The sequence below is a fragment of the Streptomyces sp. NPDC030296 genome, assembly GCF_055572815.1.
The window spans coordinates 512900-534891 of sequence record NZ_JBVICQ010000006.1; the positions used below are offsets into that span (position 1 = coordinate 512900).

Below are 21992 nucleotides of genomic sequence, written 5' to 3' on the forward strand. Positions count from 1 at the left end.
GCGCGATGCGGACCGACCGGGAGCCGGGCGAGGTCTTCGGACCGAGGATGTCGCTGTTCGCCGATGTGCTGAGCGTCGGTGTCGCCGTGGCGGTGGTGAGCCTGCCGCTGGTGACGCTGCCCGCCGCGCTGTCCACCGCGTGCGAGGTGCTGCGGGGCGTACGGGACGGGCGGCCGGTGACCGCCCGGCGGTTCCTCGGCGGGCTGCGGCGACGGCTGCGCTCCGGTGACGTCGCGGCCGGGCTCGTCACCGTCGCCGGTCTCGGTCTCCTCCTCGTCGACCTGGCGCTGGTCTCCGCGGGCCTGCCCGGTGGCCCCGCCCTCGGCCTGGCGGTCGCCGCCGTCGGCGTGTGCGCCGCCGTGGTCGGCCTGCGGGCCTGCGCCCGCCCCGAGTCCGCCGTCGACTGGCCCGGCGCGGTGCGCGGGGCCGCCCACGACGCCGTGCGCGACCCGGGCGGCAGCGCCCTGGTGGTGCTGGCCCTGCTGACGGCCGCCCTGTGCGCGTGGATGCTGCTGCCCCTCGCGTTCCTCGTCCCCGGACTGCTGGCCCTCGCCCTCACCGCGATCGACGTACGCGGGGCGACCAGGGGGACCGGGGTGACGGGAGGGCGCGGAAAAGAGGTCGCCTCCCAGGAGGGCGTGTGATGGGGTGAGGCCCGAAACTCGTCGCGCGGGACTGGGGAGCAGTGAACAGAAGGCGGCAGAAGAAGCTGTCCGTACGTCTCGTCCGGGCCGCGTCCGTCGGTGACACCGCCACGGTCGACGCGCTGCTCCGGGCCGGGGCCTGCCCCGCGACGGCCGACGCCGACGGCACGACGCCGCTGTATGCGGCGTCCGTGCACGGGGCGGCCGACACGGTCCGCCGGCTGCTGGCCGCCGGCGCCCCGCCCGACACCGAGAGCGGGCACGGCACGGAAGGCACGCCGCTGTGCGGGGCCGCCTGCTGGGGCCACACGGACACGGTGCGCGAACTCCTCGCACACGGCGCCGACCCCAACCTCCGCGAGGACCACGGCACTGGCCGCCCCCCGCTCTACTGGGCGGAGCGCGGCCCCCACCCGGAGACGGCGGCACTGCTGCTGGCCGCGGGGGCCCACCCGCTCGACGGGACCGCGTGACGCTCGGGGCCGCGGCTCAGACCGCTATCGCGTACACCTTGCCCGCGTGACTGCCGATGTAGAGCACGCCGTCGGACACCACAGGCGAGGAGGGCGTGAAGAAGCTGTCGCCCGCCGAGAACCGCCACTTCTGTTCGCTTTCCTTGACGTCTACCGCGTACAGGTTGCCGACGACCCCGTCGACCACGGCCGGCGTGGTGTCCACATAGCTGGGCGTGAGCGCCGTCCAGCGCTTCTTGCCCGTGCCCGCGTCCAGCGCGTACACCCATGCCGCCCTCGCGAGCGCGTACGGCGTCGGCTCGTCGGCGGGCCGGTGGGTTCGTCGCGCGGCTCACCGGCCCCGGGGCGCGCGCGTGTCGTGCGGCTCAGCCGCGCGCCGGGGGGCTCGTCGTGCCGCGGATCTCCAAGGTCGGTGTGGTCAGGACGACTTGGGCCGGGCGTGTGGGGTCGGCGATGCGGTCCAGGAGGCACTGGGCGGCGCGGCGGCCGACGTCGTGGCTGGCGTTGTCCACGGTGGTGAGCCACAGATGGCGCAGCCGGGAGACATAGGTGTTGTCGTAGCCGACGAGGGACAGGTCGCGCGGCACGCTCAGGCCCAGTTCCTCGGCGGCGGAGAGGGCGCCGACGCAGGCCATGTCGTTGAACGCCAGTACCGCGGTGGGGCGTTCGGGGGCGCTGAGGAGTCGGACCGTGGCGCGGTAGCCGCCCTCCTCCGTCAGGTCGCCGCGTTCGACGGCCGCCAGGTCGGACAGGCCGTGCTCGCGCATGACCGTCTCGAAGCTGCGGCGGCGCAGTGCGCCGACCACGCCGTCCCCCGCGATGTGCCCGATCCGCCGGTGGCCGAGGGCGATGAGGTGCTCGGTGGCGAGCCGGGCGCCCGACTGGTCGTCGCCCGCGACGACATCGACATGGGGGAGCGTCGGCTCACGGGCCCCGGCGACCACGGTGGGCACCTGCGCGGCCGCCGCGCGCAGGGCCTCCGACGGGGGCAGGGTGCCGACCGCGATCAGACCGTCGACCCGCAGCTCGGTGAAGGTCCGGGTGAGGTCCTCCCCGAGACGCCGGTTGAGGTGGCCGTCGGCCAGCAGCATGCGCAGGCCGTTGTCGTGCAGCCGGGAGTTCAGACCGTCCAGCAGCTCCACGAACCAGGGGTTGCGCATGTCGTTCAGGAGGACGCCGACCGTACGGGTGCGGCGCTCGCTCAGGCTGCGCGCGGCCGCGTTGGGCCGGTAGCCCAGCTCGTCCACGGCCGCCAGCACGGCCTCCCGCTTCTCGGGGCGCACCTGCTCGGAGCCACGCAGCACCAGCGAGACCAGCGACTTCGACACGCCGGCGCGCTCGGCGACATCGCGGATCGTCGGAGGTCTCATGGTGTGGACCGTTCCACAGGGCGGGCGCGGTTGTCAAAGGGCTTGACAGCTGCGGAGGCTCGCTCCAAGGTGAGCGACGTATGTTCTGGAACGGTCCAAAGCCGGTCCGGTGGGTCGGAAGAAGGGCAGTCATGGTGAGTGCGCTCGGTGTCGCCGTCGTGGGGTTCGGCTGGATGGGACGGGTGCACACCCAGGCGTACGCCCGCGTGCCGCACCACTTCCCGCAGCTTCCCGTACGCCCCGAGCTGGTCACCGTCGTCGAGGACGTGCCCGGCCGCGCCGAGGAGGCCGCCGAACGGTTCGGGTTCGCGACCACCGCCCGCGACTGGCGTGAGGTCGCCGCCGACCCGCGCGTCCACGCCGTGAGCATCACCGCGCCGAACTTCCTGCACCGCGAGATCGGCGTCGCCATGGCCGAGGCCGGCAAGCACATCTGGATCGAGAAGCCCGTCGGGCTCACCGCCGCCGACGCCCGCGCCGTCGCCGACGCGGTCGCGAAGGCCGGCGTCCAGGGCACCGTCGGCTTCAACTACCGCAACGCCCCCGCGGTCGCGTACGCCCGCGAACTGATCGTCGCCGGTGAGATCGGCACCGTCACCCATGTCCGCGTCCGCCTCTTCAGCGACTACGCCGCCCACCCCGAGGGGGCCCTGACCTGGCGGTACGAGCGTGAGCGGGGCGGCAGCGGCGTCCTCGGCGACCTCGCCTCGCACGGCGTCGACCTCGCCCGCTTCCTCCTCGGCGACATCACCGCCCTCACCGCCGACACCGCGATCTTCGTCCCCGAACGGGCCCGCCCCACCGGCGCCACCGCCGGCCACACCCGCGCCACCGGCGGGGAACTCGGCCCCGTCGAGAACGAGGACTACGTCAACTGTCTGCTCCGCTTCGCCTCCGGCGCGAGGGGCGTCCTGGAGGCGAGCCGCGTCGCCGTCGGCGAGCAGAACAACTACGGCTTCGAGGTCCACGGCACCAAGGGCGCCGTCCTGTGGGACTTCCGCCGCATGGGCGAGCTGGGCGTCAGCCGGGGTACGGCCTACCAGGACCAGTCCGTCAGCACCGTCTTCGTCGGCCCGGACCACGGCGCGTACGCGGCCTTCCAGCCGGGCTCCGCCAACGCCATGGGCTATGACGACCTCAAGGTCATCGAGGCCCACCACTTCCTGCGCTCGATCGCCGAGGGCACCCCGCACGGCGCCACCCTGACCGACGCCGTGCACAGCGCCACCGCCCTCGACGCGATGAGCCGCTCCGCCGAGTCCGGTGCGTGGGTGAGCCTCTGAGCCGGCCGCCGGCCGAGGCTCCTGAGCCGAGAGGTGGTCGGCGCGGGCGGGCCGTACGCGCTCAGTCCAGGTTGTTGCCCCAGAGGGACTCGTCGTCGCTCCTGAGGCTGGGCACCCCGTCGTAGGTCCCGCCGTCCGCGGTCACCAGGGGTGCGGAGAGCTGGTCCTCCAGCACACCGTCGCGGATCCGCACGATCGTGCTGTCGTGGTCCGTCCCGCCGGGCTTGAACGTCTTGCCCTCGATCGCCGCCTGCAGGTAGTAGAGGGCGTATTTGGCGTAGAGGTCTGCGGGCTGGGAGACCGTGGCGTCGATCTTGCCCTCGGCGATCTCCCTGAGCTCTCGGGGGGTGCCGTCGTTGGCGACCACGAACACATGCCTCTTGTCCTCCGGGCCGACCAGCAGACCCTGCTGCTTGAGCACCTGCAGGCTGCCGGAGAGCGCCAGACTGGACTGCATGTAGATGCCCTTGATGTCGGGGTTGGCCGTGAGATTCGCCTGCAGTTTCTGCGCCGCGATCGTCCCGTCCCAGTTCGTCGTCTCTCCGAAGACCTTGATCCGGGGATAGTGCTCCTTCATGCACGCGTTGAACCCCTCGGTGCGATCGCGGCCGTTGACGGAGGCGAGGTCTCCCTGGAGCATGACGACCTTGCCCTCGCCCCCGAGCTTGGTGCCGAGGAACCGGCAGGCCTTCTCCCCGTACGCGCGGTTGTCGGCACGCACCACCATGTAGACGTCGCCGGTGTCGGGACGGGTGTCCAGGGTGACCACGGGGATCTTCTGCTCGGCCAGCTGCCGCAGGATGGGCGCGGTCGCGGCGGTGTTCTGGGGGGCCATGGCCACGCCTTCCACGCCCTCGATGATGAGGCTCTGTGAGTTGGTGGCGAGTTTCGCGACGTCGTTGCGCGAGTTGGTGGTCTTCAGCTCCAAGCCGAGTTCCTCGGCGAAGCCAGGGGTGTACTGCGTGAACGCGTTCCAGAAGTCGGTGTCCGAGCGGGGGTAGTCGACACCCACCAGCGTGGCGCCACCCGGGTCGGAACCGGAGCCGCCGCAGGCGCCGAGCACGGTGACGACGAGAGCACTGACGGCACCGAGGCTGATGCGGCGGACGCGTCGGGTCTTCACGGCTTGTTCTCCCTTGCGAACGGTTGCGTGCGGGAGATCAGGCGGGGCCGCCCATGCTGCGGCCTCTGTTGTCCAATCTAGTACTCCCGCAGGTCTTCCTGCCTGACCTGCGGTTTTCGGGGAGCTGGGCGCCGTGGTCCGGGCGTCAGCCGCGGACGAGCAGCTGGAAGTCGAAGGAGTAGCGCGAGGCCCGGTAGATGTGGCTGCCGTACTCGACGGCCCGGCCCGTGTCGTCGTACGCGGTGCGCTGCATGGTGAGGAGGGCGGCCCCCTCGGGCTCGCCGAGCCGCTCGGCCTCCTCGGGGGCGGCGATCCGGGCGCCGACCGTCTGGTGGGCGCTGTGCAGGGTGATGCCGGCGTTGCGCATCATCCGGTACAGGCCCGTCGCCTCCAGCCGCTCGGGGTCGAGGTCCAGCAGGCCCGCCGGGACGTAGTTGGACAGGAACGCCACCGGCTGGCCGTGGGTGAGGCGGAGCCGTTCGAAGAGGTGCACGTCCGCGCCCTCGGCGAGGCCCAGGGCCGCCGCGACCCCGGCGGAGGCGGGCCGTATCTCGCTCAGCAGCACCTGGGTCGTGGGCTGCTGGCCCGCCGCCTCCAGGTCGTCGTAGAGACTGCTCAGCTCCAGCGGACGCTTGACCTGGCTGTGCACGACCTGCGTGCCGACGCCCCGGCGGCGGACGAGGAGGCCCTTGTCGACGAGGGACTGGATGGCCTGCCGCACGGTCGGCCGGGACAGGCCGAGGCGGCCCGCGATCTCGATCTCGTTGCCCAGCAGGCTGCCCGGGCCCAGTGCCCCGTGTTCGATGGCGGACTCCAGCTGTCGGGCCAGCTGGTAGTACAGCGGCACCGGGCTGCTCCGGTCGACACGGAGGTCGAGCTTCTCTGTACTCCCTGTGGTCGCGCTGGTCACGGTCCGAGGGTAACCGCCCGTCCGGATGACAGGAAGCCCTGTCATTTCGTTGTCCTGACAAGCCCGGCACCCGTCGCGGGTGCCGGGCGGCTCCCGGGCCGGCCGCTGGCCGTGCCGCTCACACCCCCGGGTGGAGGTGCCGGCGCCGGGCGGCGACCTCCCGGTCGTACGTCGCGCGGGCCTCGACCGCGGCCGGGCGGGCGGCGGTCTCCGCCACCGGAACGTCCCACCACGCCTCCGCCGGGGGAGCGGTGGGCGTCGGGTCGGTCTCCACGTACACGCAGGTCGGCCGGTCCGAGGCGCGGGCCGCGGCCAGGGCGTCGCGCAGCTCCCGCACGGTCTTGGCGCGGATCACGTCCATGCCGAGGCTGGCCGCGTTGGCGGCCAGGTCCACCGGCAGAGGGGCCCCGGTGAAGGTGCCGTCCGCGACGCGGTAGCGGTAGGCGGTGCCGAACCGCTCGGCGCCCACCGACTCCGACAGCCCGCCGATGGAGGCGTAGCCGTGGTTCTGGACGAGGACCAGATTGACGGGCAGCCCCTCCTGGACGGCGGTCACGATCTCCGTCGGCATCATCAGATACGTGCCGTCGCCGACCAGCGCCCACACAGCCGTGCCGGGCGCCGCCTGCTGGACGCCGATCGCGGCGGGGATCTCGTAGCCCATGCAGGAGTAGCCGTACTCCAGGTGGTACTGGCGGGGGCCGCGGGCCCGCCACAGCTTGTGCAGGTCGCCGGGGAGCGAACCGGCCGCGTTGATGACGACGTCGTCGTCCCCGACGACCGCGTCCAGGGCGCCCAGCACCTGCGTCTGCGTCGGCACGGCGTGCTCGTCGGCCGGCGTGTACGCCGCCTGCACCACCTGCTCCCAGCGCGCCTTGCCGCTCCGGTACTCGGCCTCGTATGCCTCGTCGACGCGATGGCCGGCGAGGGCGTCCGTGAGCGCCTCCAGACCGGTCCGCGCGTCGCAGACCACGGTCCGGGCCGCCAGTTTGTGGGCGTCGAACGCGGTGATGTTGAGGTTGACGAAGCGGACGTCGGGGACCTGGAAGAGGGTGTGGGAGGCGGTGGTGAAGTCGGTGTAGCGGGTGCCGACGCCGATGATCAGATCGGCGGTACGGGCGATGTCGTCGCAGACGGCGGTGCCGGTGTGCCCGACGCCGCCGAGATCGGCCGGGTGGTCGTGACGCAGCGAGCCCTTGCCGGCCTGGGTGGACGCGACCGGGATGCCGGTGGCCTCCACCAGCGCCCGCAGCGCCGCCTCCGCCTCGCTGTGGTGGACGCCGCCGCCCGCGACGAGGAGCGGCCGCCGCGCCGCGCGGATCGCCCGCACCGCCTGGGCCAGCTCCACCGGGTCGGGCGCCGGACGCCGCACCCGCCAGACACGCTCGGCGAAGAACTCCTCCGGCCAGTCGTACGCCTCCGCCTGTACGTCCTGCGGCAGGGCGAGGGTGACGGCGCCCGTCTCGACGGGGTCGGCGAGGACCCGCACGGCGTTGAGCGCGGCCGGGATCAGCGCCTCGGGGCGGGTGATCCGGTCGAAGAAGCGGGAGACCGGCCGCAGCGTGTCGTTCACGGACACATCGGCCTCGGTGGGGTGCTCCAACTGCTGGAGCAGCGGGTCGGCGGTGCGGGCGGCGAAGTAGTCGCCGGGCAGCAGCAGCACGGGCAGCCGGTTGATGGTGGCGAGGGCGGCGCCGGTGACGAGGTTGGTGGCGCCGGGCCCGATGGAGGTGGTGACCGCCTGCGCGGAGAGCCGGTTCAGCTGGCGCGCGTACCCGACGGCCGCGTGCACCATGGACTGCTCGTTGCGGCCCTGGTGGAACGGCATGGTCTCCTCGCCGGCCTCCAGCAGCGCCTGGCCGACCCCCGCGACGTTGCCGTGGCCGAAGATGCCCCAGGTCCCGGCGATCAGCCGGTGGCGTACGCCGTCGCGCTCGGTGTACTGCGCGGACAGGAACCGCACCAGCGCCTGGGCGACGGTCAGCCGGCGGGTGGAGGGGGTGCTCATCGGGACCTCACTGGGACGAAGGGGTTGTTTGGGGGCTCGGCGAGGGTCATGTTGCTGGGGCTGGGGCTGGGGCTGGGGCTGGGGCTGGGGCTGGGGCTGGGGCTGGGGCCGGGGCCGGGGCCGGGCGTGGGTTGACTCAGAGCAGCCCGACCGCCGTGTCGACCGCGGTCTCCACGCTGCCCTCGGCGGGGTAGAGCAGGGAACGGCCGACGACCAGGCCCTGGACCGTGGGCAGCCGCAGGGCCTTGCGCCACTTCTCGTAGGCGCCGTCCTGATCCTTCCCCACCTCGCCGCCGAGCAGTACGACGGGCAGGGTGGAGGTCTCCAGGACCTCGGCCATGGCGTCCGCGTCGTCGGTGACGGGCAGCTTCAGCCAGGTGTACGCGGAGGTGCCGCCCAGGCCCGCCGCGATGGCGATGGAGCGGGTGACGGCCTCGGCGCTCAGGTCGTTGCGGACCCGGCCGTCCACGCGGCGCGAAATGAACGGCTCGACGAACAGCGGCAGTCGGCGCGCCGCCATGTCGTCGACCGCGCGGGCGGTGGAGTGCAGGGTCCGCAGGGAGCCGGGGTCGTCGTAGTCGACGCGCAGCAGGAGTTTGCCCGCGTCGAAGCGGAGGCGCTCGATGTCCTGCGGGCGGTGGCCGGTGAAGCGGTCGTCCATCTCGAAGGACGCCCCGGCGAGCCCGCCGCGGTTGAGGGAGCCCATGACGACCTTGTTCTCCAGGACGCCCAGGAGGAGCAGGTCCTCCAGGATGTCGGCGGTGGCGAGCACGCCGTCCACGCCGGGCCGCGACAGCGCGGTGCACAGGCGCCGCAGGAGGTCGGCCCGGTCGGCCATGGCGAGGGGGCGGCCGCCGACGCCGAGGGCGCCGCGGGCGGGGTGGTCGGCGGCGACGATCATCAGACGGCCGCGGTCACCGATCAGCGGGCGGCGGGCGCGGCGTGCCGCCGCCTCGGCGACGGCCTCGGGGTGGCGTGCGCGCACGGCCACCAGGTCGGGGATGGTGAGGGTCAACTCGGGCTCCGATCCAGGGGCGGTGCCCCTTCGACCCCCTCGGGCGCCTCATGGCTCGGGGGTGCGGGTGGTTCTGGCGGGTGCGGGCGGATGGGGGCCGTTCGCGCAGTTCCCCGCGCCCCTGGAAAAGCAGGGGCCTGCGGCCCGTGCTTTTCCGATGAAGGGCGGGCCGCAGGCCCGTTCCCTTCGGGGCGCGGGGAACTGCGCGAGAAACCCCCACCCGCCCGCAGACGACATGCCGGTCACCCGGCCCCCAGCAACTCCTCCACCTCCCCCGCCGTCGGCATCGCCGAGGAGCAGGCGAGGCGGGACGCGACGAGGGCGCCCGCGGCGTTGGCGTACCGCATGATCCGCTCAAGGTCCCAGCCGCGCAGCAGCCCGTGGCAGAGCGATCCGCCGAAGGCGTCGCCCGCGCCGAGCCCGTTGACGACCTCGACCGGTACCGGCGGCACCTCGGCGACCGTGCCGTCGCGGTGGACGGCGAGGACGCCCTTGGGGCCCTGCTTGACGACGGCCAGCTCCACCCCCGCCTCCAGCAGCGCCTCCGCACAGGCCCGGGGTTCCCGGAGCCCGGTGGCGACCTCGCACTCGTCGAGGTTGCCGACGGCGACCGTGGAGTGCCGCAGGGCCTCGGCGTAGTACGGGCGGGCGGTCTCGGGGTCCTGCCAGAACATGGGGCGCCAGTCCAGGTCGAACACGGTGGTGCCGGCCTTGTCGCGGGCCTTGAGCGCGGCGATGGTGGCGGAGCGGCTGGGCTCCTCGCTCAGTCCGGTGCCGGTGATCCAGAAGACGCGGGCGGCGCGGACGGCGAAGAAGTCCAGCTCGTCGGTGTGGATCTCCAGGTCGGGGGCCTTGGGGCGCCGGTAGAAGTAGAGCGGGAAGTCGTCCGGCGGGAAGATCTCGCAGAACGTGATCGGTGTGGGGTGGGCGGCGACGGGCGTGACGAACCGGTCGTCGACGCCGAACTCCTTGAGGGCTTCGTGCAGGAACACGCCGAAGGGGTCGTCTCCCGTCCGCGTGATCACGGCGGAGGTGTTGCCGAGCCGTGCCGCGGCCACCGCGACGTTGGCGGCGGACCCGCCGAGGAACTTGCCGAAGGACTCGACGCGGGCGAGCGGCACACCGGTCTGCAGCGGATACAGATCCACTCCGATGCGACCCATGGTGATGAGATCGAAGGACTCGGCTGACTCGGGCATGCGCGTCGCTCCTCGGGTAGGGGATGCGGGCCGACCGGGAGACCCGGGGCGCGCCTGGGATGCACGCACGGGAGCCGGAGGTATCCCAGGTGTAGGGCCCCGAGTGAGCTGCTGTCAAGACTTTGTACTGACATTCGGACCTGCTCGTGAAATGATGTCTTAACAAAGTCTTGACAGCTGGGTGTGCCAGGGGTTTGATCCCGTCCCAACGAAACAGCGCAGCCGGCCTACCGGCACAATGATCCGGACTTCAGGTCCGGGCCCGCGCGGGCACACCGCCCGACGCTGTCCCGTTCCCTTTCCCCCTGTCGCACAGTGAGGTGCAGGAAAGATGGACCGCACGTTTCAGCCCCGCTCACGCCGAGTGGCTCCCTTTTTCGCCATGGCCGCGGCCTCCGCGATGTTCATAGCCGGATGCTCCAGCAGCTCCGGCGGCAAGGAGGCCGAGGAGGGCGGGGCGAACGCCTCCGCGGGCAAGGCCAACACGCCGCAGATGACGGTGGCGCTGGTGACCCACGCCGGGCAGGGCGACACCTTCTGGGACATCGTCCGCAAGGGCGCCCAGACGGCCGCCGACAAGGACAACGTCAAGCTGGTCTACTCGAACGACCCGAACGCCGCGAACCAGGCCAACCTCGTCCAGAACGCGATCGACCAGAAGGTCGACGGCATCGCCGTCACCCTCGCCAAGCCCGACGCGATGAAGGACGTCATCGCCAAGGCGGAGAAGGCGGGCATCCCCGTCGTCGGCCTGAACTCCGGCATGGACGTGTGGAAGGAGCAGGGTCTGCTCTCCTTCTTCGGCCAGGACGAGACCGTCTCCGGTGAGGCCTTCGGCAAGAAGCTCAACGAGACCGGTGCCAAGCACGCGGTCTGCGTGATCCACGAGCAGGGCAACGTCTCCCTCGAGGCCCGCTGCGCCGGTGTGAAGAAGACCTTCAAGGGCAAGACCGAGAACCTCTACGTCAACGGCACGGACATGCCCTCGGTGAAGTCCACCATCACGGCCAAGCTGAAGCAGGACTCCTCGATCGACGAGGTCGTCACGCTCGGCGCGCCCATCGCCCTGACCTCCGTGCAGTCGGTCGACGACGCGAGCAGCAAGGCCAAGGTCGCCACGTTCGACCTCAACAAGGAGCTGACGGACGCCATCAAGGCGGGCGACATCGAGTTCGCCGTCGACCAGCAGCCCTACCTCCAGGGCTACCTGGCGATCGACTCCCTGTGGCTCTACAAGAACAACGGCAACTACAGCGGCGGCGGTGAGGCGCCGGTCCTGACGGGCCCGGCCTTCGTGGACAAGGACAACGTCGACACGATCGCCAAGTTCGCCGCGAAGGGCACCCGGTGATCTGAATGTCCCAAGCAACGGCACCGGCGGCGAGCTCCCCCTCGCCGCCGGCTCCGCCGGCCGCCCAGAAGGACGGCCGTACCGTCGAACGTTCCCTGGGCCGACGCCTGTTGGCCCGCCCCGAGGTCGGCGCACTGATCGCCGCGATCGGTGTGTACGTCTTCTTCTTCGCCGTGGCCCCCTCCTTCCGTGAGGCCGGCTCGCTGGCGACGGTGCTCTACCAGGCGTCCGTCATGGGCATCATGGCGCTGCCGGTGGCGTTGCTGATGATCGGCGGGGAGTTCGACCTGTCCGCCGGTGTCGCGGTCACCACCTCCGCCCTGACCGCCGCGATCCTCAGCTTCCAGCTGACGGTGAACGTGTGGACGGGTGTGATCGTCGCGCTGGTCGTCTCGCTGGCGGTGGGCGCGTTCAACGGCTGGCTGCTGATCAGGACCGGCCTGCCGAGCTTCCTGGTGACGCTGGGTTCCTTCCTGATCCTCCAGGGCTCCAACCTGGCCGTGACGAAGATCTTCACCGGCAATGTGGCGTCCGACTCGATCGCCGACATGGACGGCTTCGACCAGGCCAAGAGCCTCTTCGCCTCCGAGGTGACCATCGGCGGCGTCGACTTCAAGATCACGATCTTCTACTGGCTGGTGTTCGCGGCGATCGCGACGTGGCTGCTGCTGCGCACCAAGTTCGGCAACTGGATCTTCGCGGTCGGCGGCAGCCAGGACAGCGCGCGGGCCGTCGGCGTGCCCGTGAACTTCACCAAGGTGGCCCTCTTCATGGGCGTGGGCGCCGGGGCCTGGTTCGTGGGCATGCACCTGTTGTTCTCGTTCAACACGGTGCAGTCCAACGAGGGCGTGGGCAACGAGTTCCTGTACATCATCGCGGCGGTGATCGGCGGCTGCCTGCTGACCGGCGGCTACGGCTCGGCGATCGGCCCGGTCATCGGCGCCTTCATCTTCGGCATGGTCAACCAGGGCATCGTCTACGCCAACTGGAACCCCGACTGGTTCAAGGCATTCCTCGGCGTGATGCTCCTGATCGCCGCCCTCGTCAACTTGTGGGTCCGCCGCCAGGCGACCCGGAGGTGAACCACCCCATGACACCCACGAACACGACCGCCGCCTCGTCCGTCGCGACGCCCGCCACCGACACACCGGTGGTGGAACTGCGCGGCGCGGGCAAGGCGTACGGCAACGTCCGTGCCCTGCACGGCGTGGACCTGACCGTGCACCCCGGCAAGGTCACCTGCGTCCTGGGCGACAACGGTGCCGGCAAGTCCACCCTGATCAAGATCATCTCGGGTCTGCACCAGCACACCGAGGGCGAGTTCCTGGTCGACGGCACGCCGGTCCGCTTCACCACCCCGCGCGAGGCGCTGGACGCCGGCATCGCGACGGTCTACCAGGACCTGGCCACGGTCCCCCTGATGCCGGTGTGGCGGAACTTCTTCCTCGGATCGGAGATGACGAAGGGCCCCTGGCCGATCCGCCGCCTCGACATCGAGAAGATGAAGCAGACGGCGGACGCCGAACTGCGCAACATGGGCATCGTCCTGGACGACCTGGAGCAGCCCATCGGCACACTCTCCGGCGGCCAGCGCCAGTGCGTCGCGATCGCCCGCGCCGTCTACTTCGGCGCGCGCGTCCTCATCCTCGACGAACCCACCGCCGCCCTCGGCGTCAAGCAGTCCGGCGTGGTCCTGAAGTACATCGCCGTCGCCCGAGACCGCGGCCTCGGCGTCATCTTCATCACCCACAACCCCCACCACGCCTACATGGTCGGCGACCACTTCAGCGTCCTGCGCCTCGGCACGATGGAACTCTCCGCCGCCCGCGACCAGGTCACCCTGGAGGAACTCACCAACCACATGGCGGGCGGCACGGAACTCGCGGCCCTCAAGCACGAACTGGCCCAGGTCCGCGGAGTGGACGTCGACGAACTCCCGGAGGAGAAGGACCTGACGGTTCCGGGGGCTCCTCCGGCGAAGACGACGAAGGAGGGGACGGCGTAGGCGTACCGCCGACCCGTCCGCGGACCTGCACGACGACAACGGCCGTGTCGTCAGGACGACTCTCCTGGCCCGCCGGCTCCTCCGCATCGAGGTGCCGCCAGGAGGGACCTCCTGACGATCACGGCCGTCCTCCTTGCCGCGAGGAACTTGGCCTCCTCCGGGCACCGCGTCCTGGTGGTCGACTGGGACCTGGAGGCACCGGGCCTCGACCGCTTCCTCCATCCGTTTCTCTCCGAGAGCAAGCTCCGCAGCGGCCTGCCCGGCAGTTGCGGCGGCGCGCGTGAACAGCCGTCACGAGACGAGAGTGCCGTGCAGATGCTCGAAATTAACGGTAAGGCAACCGAGTGGTCGAACAGGAGACGCGTACGGCGTTGCCGAGGGTGACGGTGCCGCGGACCGCGGTGAAGGGGGACGAGGCGTCGCCGAGGCGGAGGTGGTCGGGGTGGACCGCCGCCGACTCGGCCACGCGGCACCGTTCGCCGGCCTCGCTGGCGCCGCCCGAGGACTGTTGCCGCTCGCGTTGCGCGGTGCGCTGTTCCTCCGACGCCTCTTTTCTCGAACCAGGCAGAGCGCCCAGGAGGACGGAGGAGGGCGAGGCGGCCGTACGGGGGACGGGCGCGTGAAGCCGTCGGGTGCGGGCGGGTGACGGCGCCTGGGGCAGCCGGGTGATGGTCTCCGTCGCTCGGTGCGGCGTGCCCGGATGGTCCCGGACGGTGACTGATCCTTTCGTCGGTCAAGAGGATCTTCGGCTCTCTGTTGTCTCGTGCCACCGGGATGGGTCATGCGCATCAGCTCCAACGCCCCGCCGCTCCTCGCACCCGTCACCGCGCCGTCCGCCGCATCGCCGGTCCTCGCTCCGCTGGCCGCCGTGGCCGCCGCGTTCACGCTCGCCCAACTCGTCCTTGTCCCACCGGGGATGGGGCTGGGCTGGGACGAGTCGGTGTACGTCAGTCAGGTCAGCCCGCACGCCCCGGCCGCCTTCTTCAGCGCGCCCCGCGCCCGCGGCGTCCCGCTGCTCGTCGCACCGGTCGCCGCGTGGTCGTCGTCCACCGAGTTGCTGCGGGTCTATCTGGCGGTGCTGTCCGGGACGGGGCTCTACCTCGGACTGCGGGTGTGGCACGGGCTGTTCCCCCTGCGGGTGCTGGCGCTCGCGGGGGCCCTGTTCGCCACCCTGTGGGTGACCCTCTTCTACGGGCCCCAGGCCATGCCCAACTACTGGGTCGCCATCGGCGCCCTCGTCACCGCCGGATGCTTCCTCCAGGTCAAGGCCATGACCAAGACCAGGGCCAAGGTCAAGGCCCAGGTCCTCTGGGGCGCCGCCGCCGGTACCGGGCTGATGGCCTGGATGCGGCCCACGGACGCCGTGTGGGTCTGCCTGCCGTTGCTGATCCTGCTGGTCGCGGCGCGTGGGTGGCGGCAGCCCCGACTCGCGGCGGCGATGGCGGCCGGAGTCGGTACCGGCGCGGGGGCCTGGGTGATCGAGGCGTACGTCCAGTACGGGGGGCTCGTCCGGCGGCTGGACGACGCGTCACGCGTCCAGGGCGGCCTGGGCTGGAACATCGCCGTCGACGATCAGCTGCGCAGCCTGGTCGGGCGCACGCTGTGCCGGCCCTGCACCGGGGAACTGCCGCACGTGGCGATCTACGCCTGGTGGTTCGCCCTGCCGGTGCTCGCCGCGCTCGGGGCGGCCGTGGCCGTCCGGGCCCGGCGCCGGACACCCACACTGGTCCTGCTGGCCTGCGCCACGACCGCCGCCCTGCCCTACCTCTTCTTCATCGGATACGCCGCGCCCCGGTTCCTGCTCCCCGCGTACGCCCTGCTCGCGATTCCCCTCGCCGACGGCCTCCTGAGCCTGGTCACCGGGCCGGGCGGGGCGTGGCGGCCGGTGGCGGGGACGCTCGTGGCACTGGCGCTGGTCGCGCATCTCGGGGTGCAGTACGCGGTGCTCAAACGGACCGTCGACCGCACCACCGCCTGGCACCGGGACTGGGACCGGGTCGCCGCCGACCTGCGACGGCTGGGGGTACGGCCGCCGTGCCTGCTCACCGGCGACTACGCCATCCCCATCGCGTTCTACGCCGGCTGTGCCTCCGCCGCCATCCGCGGCAACAACGCCAACATCACCCGCGACGGCATCCTGCGCACCGCCGAGCGCATCCCGGTCGCCGCCCTCGTGGCACCGGACGGCACCACGCCCGCGTACGCCCGCTCCTGGCCCGCCCACGAGGTCGCCGGATTCCGGCTGCACGTGGCGCCGAGGGGGCGCTAGGTCACCGGGGCCCCGTCCGGCGGTGGGATCCGCCCCGGAACTCCCGCGGGCGGCGGAGCGCCCCGGCGGTGTTGCCCGCCTTGACCACCAGCGCGCCGAGCACCACGAACAGCACCGCCAGCAGCAGACAGGCCACGGTGACCCGGCCGTAGCCGCCGACGCCCCGGTCCGGGTCCAGGAACGGGTACGCGTACCACTCGGTCACCGCCCCCCGGACCAGGCTGTAGCCGACGTAGAGGAGGGGGAGGAGCAGCCAGGACGCGGCGCTCGGGTAGCGGACGCGGCGGCGCGGCGGGTCCACCAGCCAGTCGGCGATCATGACCAGGGGCAGTGCCTGGTGCAGCACATGGTCCGCCCACGACGGCATCAGCGTGTCGTGGAACTCGGTGTCGACCATCCCGTACACGAACCCGCTGACTGCCATGTACAGCACCACCGCACCCCGCGCCATGTCCGGCACCCCGCGCCCGCCCCGCGTTTCGCGCAGGCCCGCGGCGCCGGAGACCAGCAGGACGACGCACGCCGCCATGGCGCTGAGGATCGTGAAGTGGCTGAAGAAGTCCGCGAGGCCGGTCGCCGACGTCGCGGCGTCGTGGCCCGCGAAGCCCAGGGCCACGGCCGACAGGACGGCCAGGGCGATACGTGACAGGGAGAGAGCGAGCGTCATGCGCCCAGAGGTACGGGCGGACGGGGCTCCCGGCCCGCATTGGTCCGTACGAGGGCGCCGCCCCCGGACGTCCCCAGCCGCCCCCAGCCGCCCTGGGTCGCTCCCGGCCGCCGGCGCGGTGGGCGGCCGGTCTCAGGACGCGGAGGTGAGGAAGCCGTCCCTCACCCTGTCGAAGACGGGACGGTACGTGTCCCACTCCAGGTCCGGCGCGGAGAGGTAGATGTCGTACTCCCGCTCGCCCTCGCGCCCGAAGCCGAGGTCGATGGCGCGGAAGGCCCGTGCACGGCCCTGGAAGGTGAACTCCCAGACCGCGGCCGGCTGCCCCCGCAGCGTCGTCTTCTGCATGCGCAGCCTGCGGTACGAACCGGGGTAGTTGAGCTTGGTGTTCGCCTCGATGTCCTTGAAGTGGGCCATGGGGTGCGAACCGGCGGGGTCGACCACCCCGATGTCGAGGCGGACGAGGCCCCTCCCGTCGATGTAGACGACGCTTTCCGAGGTCCGCTGAGCGACCTTCCAGCCGTCCGGGACGGGGAAGGACACGTCGAGGCTCTTGTCCTTGACCAAGTGGTAGCCGGCGGGCACGGGCGGGGCCGAGTAGGACGGGGTGGGGGAGCCGTCCGCGTCGTCAGGAGTGGTTTTCGCAGCCGGCTTCGACGCCGCGTAGAGGGTGGCCCCGATCACCGTCGCGGCAACGGTCACGGCGACGGCGAGCGTGACGAGGACGCGACGCCGCGTTCGACGGCCACGGCGCGCGGGGGCCTCCGGGTCCCGGTGCGGCCCCTGCCCCGGCCCTGATCCCGGCACCGGCTCCGGTGCCGGTTCGGGTCCCGGTCGCGTCAGGGTGCGGCCTCCCGCCGTGGTGGTCTGCCCGCCCGTGTCACCGTGCGGCCCGTGGGGTCCCGAGGCGCCCGTGGCGGACGGCCTGGGCAGTGTGGTCGTCGTCGTGCCGGACAGCACGGCTCGCAGCGCCTGCTCCGTCTGCTCCGCGGTGGGCCGTTCCTCGGGGTCCTTGACCAGCAGGGCCTCGATGAGGGGTTCCAGGGCGCCGCCCTGCTTCAGGGGCTCCAGCGGGTCGACGGCGATGGCGTACGCGGCCTCCATCGCCGTCAGACGGCGGAACGGCGGGCGGCCCTCCACCGCCTGGTACAGCGTCGCGCCCAGCGCCCACAGGTCCGAGGCGGGGCCGGGCTTCTGGCCGCGAATGCGTTCCGGGGCCATGTAGTGGATGGAGCCGACCATCTCGCCGGTCTTGGTGAGCGTCGAGGCGTCGGCCGTCATGGCGATGCCGAAGTCGGTGAGGACGACACGGCCGTCCGCGCCGAGCAGGACGTTCCCGGGTTTGACGTCCCGGTGCAGTACGCCGGCGGCGTGCGCGGCGCGCAGCGCGGCGATCATGCCGAGGCCGATCCGGGCCGCCTCCTCGGGCGGCACGGTCCGGCCGTCGGTGAGGAGGTCGGCGAGGGTGGGTGCCGGGACGTACTCCATGACGATGCAGGGCCGGCCGTCGCCGTCCACCTCGTCGTCGACGACGTCATGGACGACGATCACATTGGGGTGCGCGACGCGGGCGGCGCTGCGGGCCTCGCGGCGCGTGCGCTCGTACAGCCTGGCCAGCTCGTCGGGGGCCAGGTGCGGCTGGACGTGGAGTTGCTTGAGGGCGACCTGACGGCCGAGGACCTCGTCCTCGCCCCGCCACACCGTGCCCATGCCGCCGCGGCCGATCTGCTCCGTGAGCCGATAGCGCCCGGCGACGAGCCTCCCTACGTCCGACACCACGTGCCTCCGCCAGCCCTGCGTACGTTCGATTCGCGCGTCACCCTATCCGGCCGAATGTGGGGGCCCGGTGGCCGGTTCCGGTACGGGCACGTCACCCCGGTGAGCCAGGGAGCGCCAAGCGGGCCGGGGGGCTCCGCCGGTGCGGCGTTCCGGGGGCGCTGGGGCCCCGGGAGCGCCAGGACGCGCACCCCCTCGGCGTTCCGGCGTAACGTCGAGAAGGTGGACCCCACGGCTGACGGTCTTGTGTCCCGTGTCGCGCGCGAGCTCGGTTCGAAGGCGGACGAGCTGATCGCCGAGGTGGAGCGGTGCCTGCGCAGTGAGCTGCCCGACCTCTGGGAGCACTCGGACGCCATGACGTCGGAGAACGTCGCGCAGCACGTGGTCGTCGTCCTCTCCGCCCTCGAACACGGTGTCGATCCCCGTGCCCTGGAGCAACCGATCGCGGAACTGACCCGCGTACGCCGGCTCGCCCGGCACGGGGTACCCGTCAGCGTGGTGCTGCGGGCCTTCCGGCTCGGGCAGGGCGTCATGCTCGACCGGTTGCTCGAAGGGATGGCCCGGCTCACGGACGACGCCACGCTGATCAGCGAGGCCGCCCGGCGACTGATCGTCACGGCCACCGGTTACGTGGACCGCTCGTCGGCGCAGGGAGTGGTGGCGTACGAGGAGGAACGGGAGCGGCGGCTGCGGGGGCGGCTGTCCTTGGTGAACGAGGCGAGCGTGCGCATCGGTACGACCCTGGACATCGCCCGCACCACCCAGGAACTCGCGGACTTCGCCACGCAGCCGCTGGCCGGCCTGGCCGACCGTTCCTTCGCCGACCTGGTCACCGTCGACCTCATCGACTCCGCGCTGCACGGCCACGACGCCCCGCCGGAGGACCCGTTCGTCCTGCGCCGCCTCGCTCGGAGGACGTCGGCCGGGCTGGACGAGCAGTCCGAGTCCGGAGCCTCTGGGACCTCTGGGACCTCTGGGACCCCTACGGCCGGGGCCGGGGCCGGGGCCGGGGCCGAGTCCGTCGGGTCCGAGGTCGGGCGGGGGGCCGCCTTCGAGAAGGGAGCCGCCGTCGACTCGGCGACGAAGGTCGCGCTCCCGAAGCCGCACACCTTCCCCGCCGGTTCGCTCCCGGCCCGCGCCCTCGCCACGGGGCACCCCTTCCGGCACCGCCTCGACGGCGAGCCCCCCGGCCTGGTCCATCCGGCCCGACCGGTCCCCCGGGGGACGTCGGACCCTCCCGTCCCGTCGCCCCCGTCGGCGCACTCCATGCTGGTCGTGCCGCTGCGCGCCCGGGGCGCCACGTTGGGGGTGGCGCAGTTCTTCCGCGGCCCCGCGTCCGACCCGTTCGACGACGAGGATTTGCTCCTCGCCCAGGAGATCGCGGCGAGGGCGGCGATCGCCGTCGACAACGCCCGCCGGTACACGCACGCCCGCGCCACCGCGATCAGCCTCCAGCGCAGCCTTCTCCCCTCCCGTACGCCACCGCAGTCCGCCGTCGAGGTGGCCTGCCGCTACCGGCCCGCCGGTGACAGGGCCGGCGTCGGCGGCGACTGGTACGACGTCATCCCGCTCTCCGGGGCCCGCGTCGCCCTCGTCGTCGGCGATGTCGTCGGCCACGGGATCCACGCCGCCGCCACCATGGGCCGCCTCCGCACCGCCGTACGCACCCTCGCCGACATCGACCTGCCCCCCGACGAACTCCTCACCCACCTCGACGACGTCGTCATCCGTCTTTCCGCCGAGGCGGAGGGGGAGGAGGGGGAGGAGGGCGAAGAGGGGCCGGAGCAGAAGCGGCGAGGGGCGCGGCAGGGGGAGGCGGGCGACGTCGACGCCGACGGCGACGCCGAGGCAGGGGCCGGGGACACGGGCGACGCGCCGTCGCCCGCAAGGGGCGGCCGGTCGGAGGGGGCTGGGGCAGGCGCGCGGGGGGCGGGTCGTGGGTTGCCGGGCCGTGGGTTGCCCGCGGAGGGAAACCACGCCGCGGGCCTCGGGAGCGGGTCCGCCGCCTCCGGTGGCGGCAGGGCCGGCGAATCAGCGCTGCCGGTGACCTCGGGAGCCCTGCCCTCCGGGCCCGCCGCGGCTTTCCCGTCTGCCTCAGGATCCCCGTCCCTCTCCCCGTCCCCAGCCACCTCCCTGGCCCCCGTCGGCGCCGAGTCCGTCGGGGTCATCGGGGCCACGTGCGTCTACGCCGTCTACGACCCGGTGTCGCGGTCGTGCACGCTCGCGCGGGCGGGGCACGTGCTGCCCGTCGTGGTCACCCCGGACGGCGTCGTGGACGTTCTCGATCTGCCGCCGGGGCCGCCGCTGGGGCTGGGAGGGCTGCCGTTCGAGGCGGTGGAGTTCGAGTGGCCGGAGGGCACGGTGCTCGCCCTGTACACCGACGGCCTGCTGGAGGCGCGGGGCCACGGCATCGACGAGGGGCTCGCCCGGCTGCGCGATGCCCTCGTACGGCCGGCCGCCTCCCTGGAGGCCACCTGCGACGCCGTACTGGGATCACTGCTCCCCGCGCGTCCACCGGACGACGTAGCCCTGTTGCTGGCCCGTACCCGTGCTCTCGGGGCCGCGCAGGTCGCCGACTGGGACCTGGAGCCGGATCCGGCCGCCGTGGGCCCGGCCCGGGCGAACGTCGCGCGTCAACTCGCCGTGTGGGGTCTGGAGGATCTGGACTTCCTGGCGGAGCTGGTCGTGAGCGAGCTGGTCACCAACGCCATCCGCTACGGCAGGCCCCCGATCAGACTGAGGCTGATCCACGACCGCACGCTCCTGTGCGAGGTCTCCGACGCCGGCAGCACCACTCCCCATCTGCGCCGGGCCAGGGTCTTCGACGAGGGGGGACGCGGTCTCCTCCTCGTCGCCCAGCTCACGGAGCGCTGGGGCACCCGCCACGCCCGTCACGGCAAGACGGTCTGGGCCGAGCTGAACGCGTCCGCCGCTCTCCCGGACATGGCCTTCCTTTGAAGCCTTGGGCTCAGTGGTGGGGGCCGTGGCGGCCGAGCGTGTCCACCGGGGTCGCTCCCGGGCGGGACCACTGGGGGACGGGGGGCTGGTCGGGCCCCAGGTGGGGTTGCCGTCCGCGTCCGACCGCCAGGACCAGCAGGGGCTGCCGCCCTCGGGCCACCCCGCCGGCTTGTCCTCCCAGGCCTCGCCGCGGCCGTACGGCGTCATGTCGAGCAGGCCCAGGGACCCGTTGACCCGCTCGTTGCCGCGGCCCGTCGTGGAGTACGTGAGGAACGCGCGGTCGCCGTCGCGCAGGAAGCAGGCCAGGTAGCCCATCTCACCGCCGACCGGCTCACCCAGGCCCCGCACCGAGTACCAGGGCTGGGTGTAGCCCATGAACGCGACGTACGCGGCCACCTCGTCCCAGGGGCCCGTGGTCAGGACGGCGAACGAGACGCCGCGGGCGTTGAGGTAGACGGCGTCCTTCAGATGCCAGGCCGTGGTGGTGCAGCCCTCGCACTGCCCCTGGTGGGGCGCGCCGTCGTACCACATGTGCTTGTAGACCACGAGTTCCTCACGGCCCTGGAACAGCTCCAGGAACGGGACCGGGCCGTCGGGACCGACGACCTCGACCGTCCCGTCGAACTCCACCATCGGCAGCCGGCGGCGGGCGGCGGCGAGCGCGTCGCCCTCGCGGGTGTGGGCCTTCTCGCGGACCAGCAGCGCGTCGCGGGCGGCCTGCCAGGTGGCCGGATCGGTGACCGGCGGGCGGCCCGGCTGCACGGTGGTCGAGTCGTCCGGCGTGCTGGTCATGGTGTCCTCCTGGTCTCGCGTGCCGGGCCCGCCGGGGCGAGGCCCGACGACGGTCACCAGAACAGACTCCCCGCCCGCGCGGAACTCATCGCACCACGACCGGCTCACGCGGCGGCGGACATCCCGGAGGACGAGCAGGACATGCCGGAGGA

The 21992-nt window shown here is 72.5% G+C and carries 17 protein-coding genes and 2 pseudogenes; 8 read left to right on the plus strand and 11 right to left on the minus strand.

Annotation, left to right across the window (positions count from 1 at the left end):
- Nucleotides 1–5 precede the first annotated feature (5 nt).
- Together ACZ4Z3_RS20420 and ACZ4Z3_RS20425 are read left to right on the plus strand one after the other, a co-directional pair.
- On the plus strand, nucleotides 6–644 hold the full coding sequence (locus ACZ4Z3_RS20420) for a hypothetical protein (protein ID WP_468502363.1): 639 nt from the start codon (nucleotides 6–8) through the stop codon (nucleotides 642–644).
- 41 nt (nucleotides 645–685) lie between these two features.
- Nucleotides 686–1117 (plus strand): ankyrin repeat domain-containing protein, encoded by a 432-nt coding sequence (locus ACZ4Z3_RS20425; RefSeq protein WP_468502305.1) that lies wholly within the window; start codon nucleotides 686–688, stop codon nucleotides 1115–1117.
- 16 nt (nucleotides 1118–1133) lie between these two features.
- Here the strand turns inward: ACZ4Z3_RS20425 and ACZ4Z3_RS20430 are convergent.
- Nucleotides 1134–1415: pseudogene (locus ACZ4Z3_RS20430) on the minus strand (outer membrane protein assembly factor BamB family protein); the annotation flags it as partial.
- 67 nt (nucleotides 1416–1482) lie between these two features.
- Nucleotides 1483–2487 carry a LacI family DNA-binding transcriptional regulator gene (locus tag ACZ4Z3_RS20435; RefSeq protein ID WP_468502306.1) on the minus strand — a complete coding sequence of 335 codons (1005 nt, stop codon included), beginning with the start codon at nucleotides 2485–2487 and terminating at the stop codon, nucleotides 1483–1485.
- A gap of 131 nt (nucleotides 2488–2618) precedes the next feature.
- Between ACZ4Z3_RS20435 and ACZ4Z3_RS20440 the strand changes: the two genes are divergently transcribed.
- Entirely contained in the window at nucleotides 2619–3770 is a 1152-nt protein-coding gene (locus tag ACZ4Z3_RS20440; RefSeq protein ID WP_468502307.1) for a Gfo/Idh/MocA family protein, read from the plus strand.
- A gap of 61 nt (nucleotides 3771–3831) precedes the next feature.
- Here the strand turns inward: ACZ4Z3_RS20440 and ACZ4Z3_RS20445 are convergent, their stop codons facing one another.
- From ACZ4Z3_RS20445 to iolC, 5 genes are all read right to left on the minus strand, one after another.
- On the minus strand, nucleotides 3832–4893 hold the full coding sequence (locus ACZ4Z3_RS20445; protein ID WP_468502308.1) for a sugar ABC transporter substrate-binding protein: 1062 nt from the start codon (nucleotides 4891–4893) through the stop codon (nucleotides 3832–3834).
- Nucleotides 4894–5038: 145 nt separating this feature from the next.
- A complete protein-coding gene (locus ACZ4Z3_RS20450) occupies nucleotides 5039–5848 on the minus strand; it encodes a GntR family transcriptional regulator (RefSeq protein ID WP_468502309.1) in 810 nt (269 codons plus the stop codon).
- Nucleotides 5849–5921: 73 nt separating this feature from the next.
- On the minus strand, nucleotides 5922–7811 hold the full coding sequence (gene iolD, locus ACZ4Z3_RS20455; protein ID WP_468502310.1) for a 3D-(3,5/4)-trihydroxycyclohexane-1,2-dione acylhydrolase (decyclizing): 1890 nt from the start codon (nucleotides 7809–7811) through the stop codon (nucleotides 5922–5924).
- A 136-nt stretch (nucleotides 7812–7947) separates the two neighbouring features.
- On the minus strand, nucleotides 7948–8826 hold the full coding sequence (locus ACZ4Z3_RS20460; protein WP_468502311.1) for a Cgl0159 family (beta/alpha)8-fold protein: 879 nt from the start codon (nucleotides 8824–8826) through the stop codon (nucleotides 7948–7950).
- 242 nt (nucleotides 8827–9068) lie between these two features.
- Complete coding sequence (gene iolC / locus ACZ4Z3_RS20465) at nucleotides 9069–10025, minus strand: 5-dehydro-2-deoxygluconokinase (protein ID WP_468502312.1); 957 nt, start codon at nucleotides 10023–10025, stop codon at nucleotides 9069–9071.
- A 331-nt stretch (nucleotides 10026–10356) separates the two neighbouring features.
- Between iolC and ACZ4Z3_RS20470 the strand changes: the two genes are divergently transcribed.
- The 3 genes from ACZ4Z3_RS20470 to ACZ4Z3_RS20480 are packed head-to-tail and all read left to right on the plus strand — an operon-like array spanning nucleotide 10357 to nucleotide 13381.
- Nucleotides 10357–11376 carry a sugar ABC transporter substrate-binding protein gene (locus ACZ4Z3_RS20470; RefSeq protein WP_055538008.1) on the plus strand — a complete coding sequence of 340 codons (1020 nt, stop codon included), beginning with the start codon at nucleotides 10357–10359 and terminating at the stop codon, nucleotides 11374–11376.
- Between the two features lie 5 nt (nucleotides 11377–11381).
- The gene (locus tag ACZ4Z3_RS20475; protein ID WP_468502313.1) at nucleotides 11382–12458 is read left to right on the plus strand and encodes an ABC transporter permease; all 1077 of its coding nucleotides are present in this window, start codon (nucleotides 11382–11384) and stop codon (nucleotides 12456–12458) included.
- Nucleotides 12459–12466: 8 nt separating this feature from the next.
- On the plus strand, nucleotides 12467–13381 hold the full coding sequence (locus tag ACZ4Z3_RS20480) for an ATP-binding cassette domain-containing protein (RefSeq protein WP_468502314.1): 915 nt from the start codon (nucleotides 12467–12469) through the stop codon (nucleotides 13379–13381).
- Between the two features lie 325 nt (nucleotides 13382–13706).
- On the opposite strand, the gene ACZ4Z3_RS20485 is transcribed toward ACZ4Z3_RS20480, so the two are convergent.
- Nucleotides 13707–13847, minus strand: coding sequence for a hypothetical protein (locus ACZ4Z3_RS20485; RefSeq protein ID WP_468502315.1), 141 nt, complete (start codon nucleotides 13845–13847; stop codon nucleotides 13707–13709).
- 315 nt (nucleotides 13848–14162) lie between these two features.
- Here ACZ4Z3_RS20485 and ACZ4Z3_RS20490 point away from each other — a divergent pair, with 315 nt between their 5' ends.
- The gene (locus ACZ4Z3_RS20490) at nucleotides 14163–15650 is read left to right on the plus strand and encodes a hypothetical protein (protein ID WP_468502316.1); all 1488 of its coding nucleotides are present in this window, start codon (nucleotides 14163–14165) and stop codon (nucleotides 15648–15650) included.
- A gap of 1 nt (nucleotide 15651) precedes the next feature.
- On the opposite strand, the gene ACZ4Z3_RS20495 is transcribed toward ACZ4Z3_RS20490, so the two are convergent.
- Both ACZ4Z3_RS20495 and ACZ4Z3_RS20500 read right to left on the minus strand, forming a co-directional pair.
- Nucleotides 15652–16317: a Pr6Pr family membrane protein gene (locus ACZ4Z3_RS20495; RefSeq protein WP_468502317.1), complete on the minus strand. Its 666-nt coding sequence runs from the start codon at nucleotides 16315–16317 to the stop codon at nucleotides 15652–15654.
- Between the two features lie 132 nt (nucleotides 16318–16449).
- Nucleotides 16450–18093, minus strand: coding sequence for a serine/threonine-protein kinase (locus ACZ4Z3_RS20500; RefSeq protein ID WP_468502318.1), 1644 nt, complete (start codon nucleotides 18091–18093; stop codon nucleotides 16450–16452).
- 219 nt (nucleotides 18094–18312) lie between these two features.
- On the opposite strand from ACZ4Z3_RS20500, the gene ACZ4Z3_RS20505 reads away from it, so the two are divergent.
- Complete coding sequence (locus tag ACZ4Z3_RS20505; RefSeq protein ID WP_468502319.1) at nucleotides 18313–21048, plus strand: ATP-binding SpoIIE family protein phosphatase; 2736 nt, start codon at nucleotides 18313–18315, stop codon at nucleotides 21046–21048.
- Between the two features lie 10 nt (nucleotides 21049–21058).
- Here ACZ4Z3_RS20505 and ACZ4Z3_RS20510 read toward each other — a convergent pair.
- Nucleotides 21059–21840: pseudogene (locus tag ACZ4Z3_RS20510) on the minus strand (DUF899 domain-containing protein).
- Nucleotides 21841–21992 lie beyond the last annotated feature (152 nt).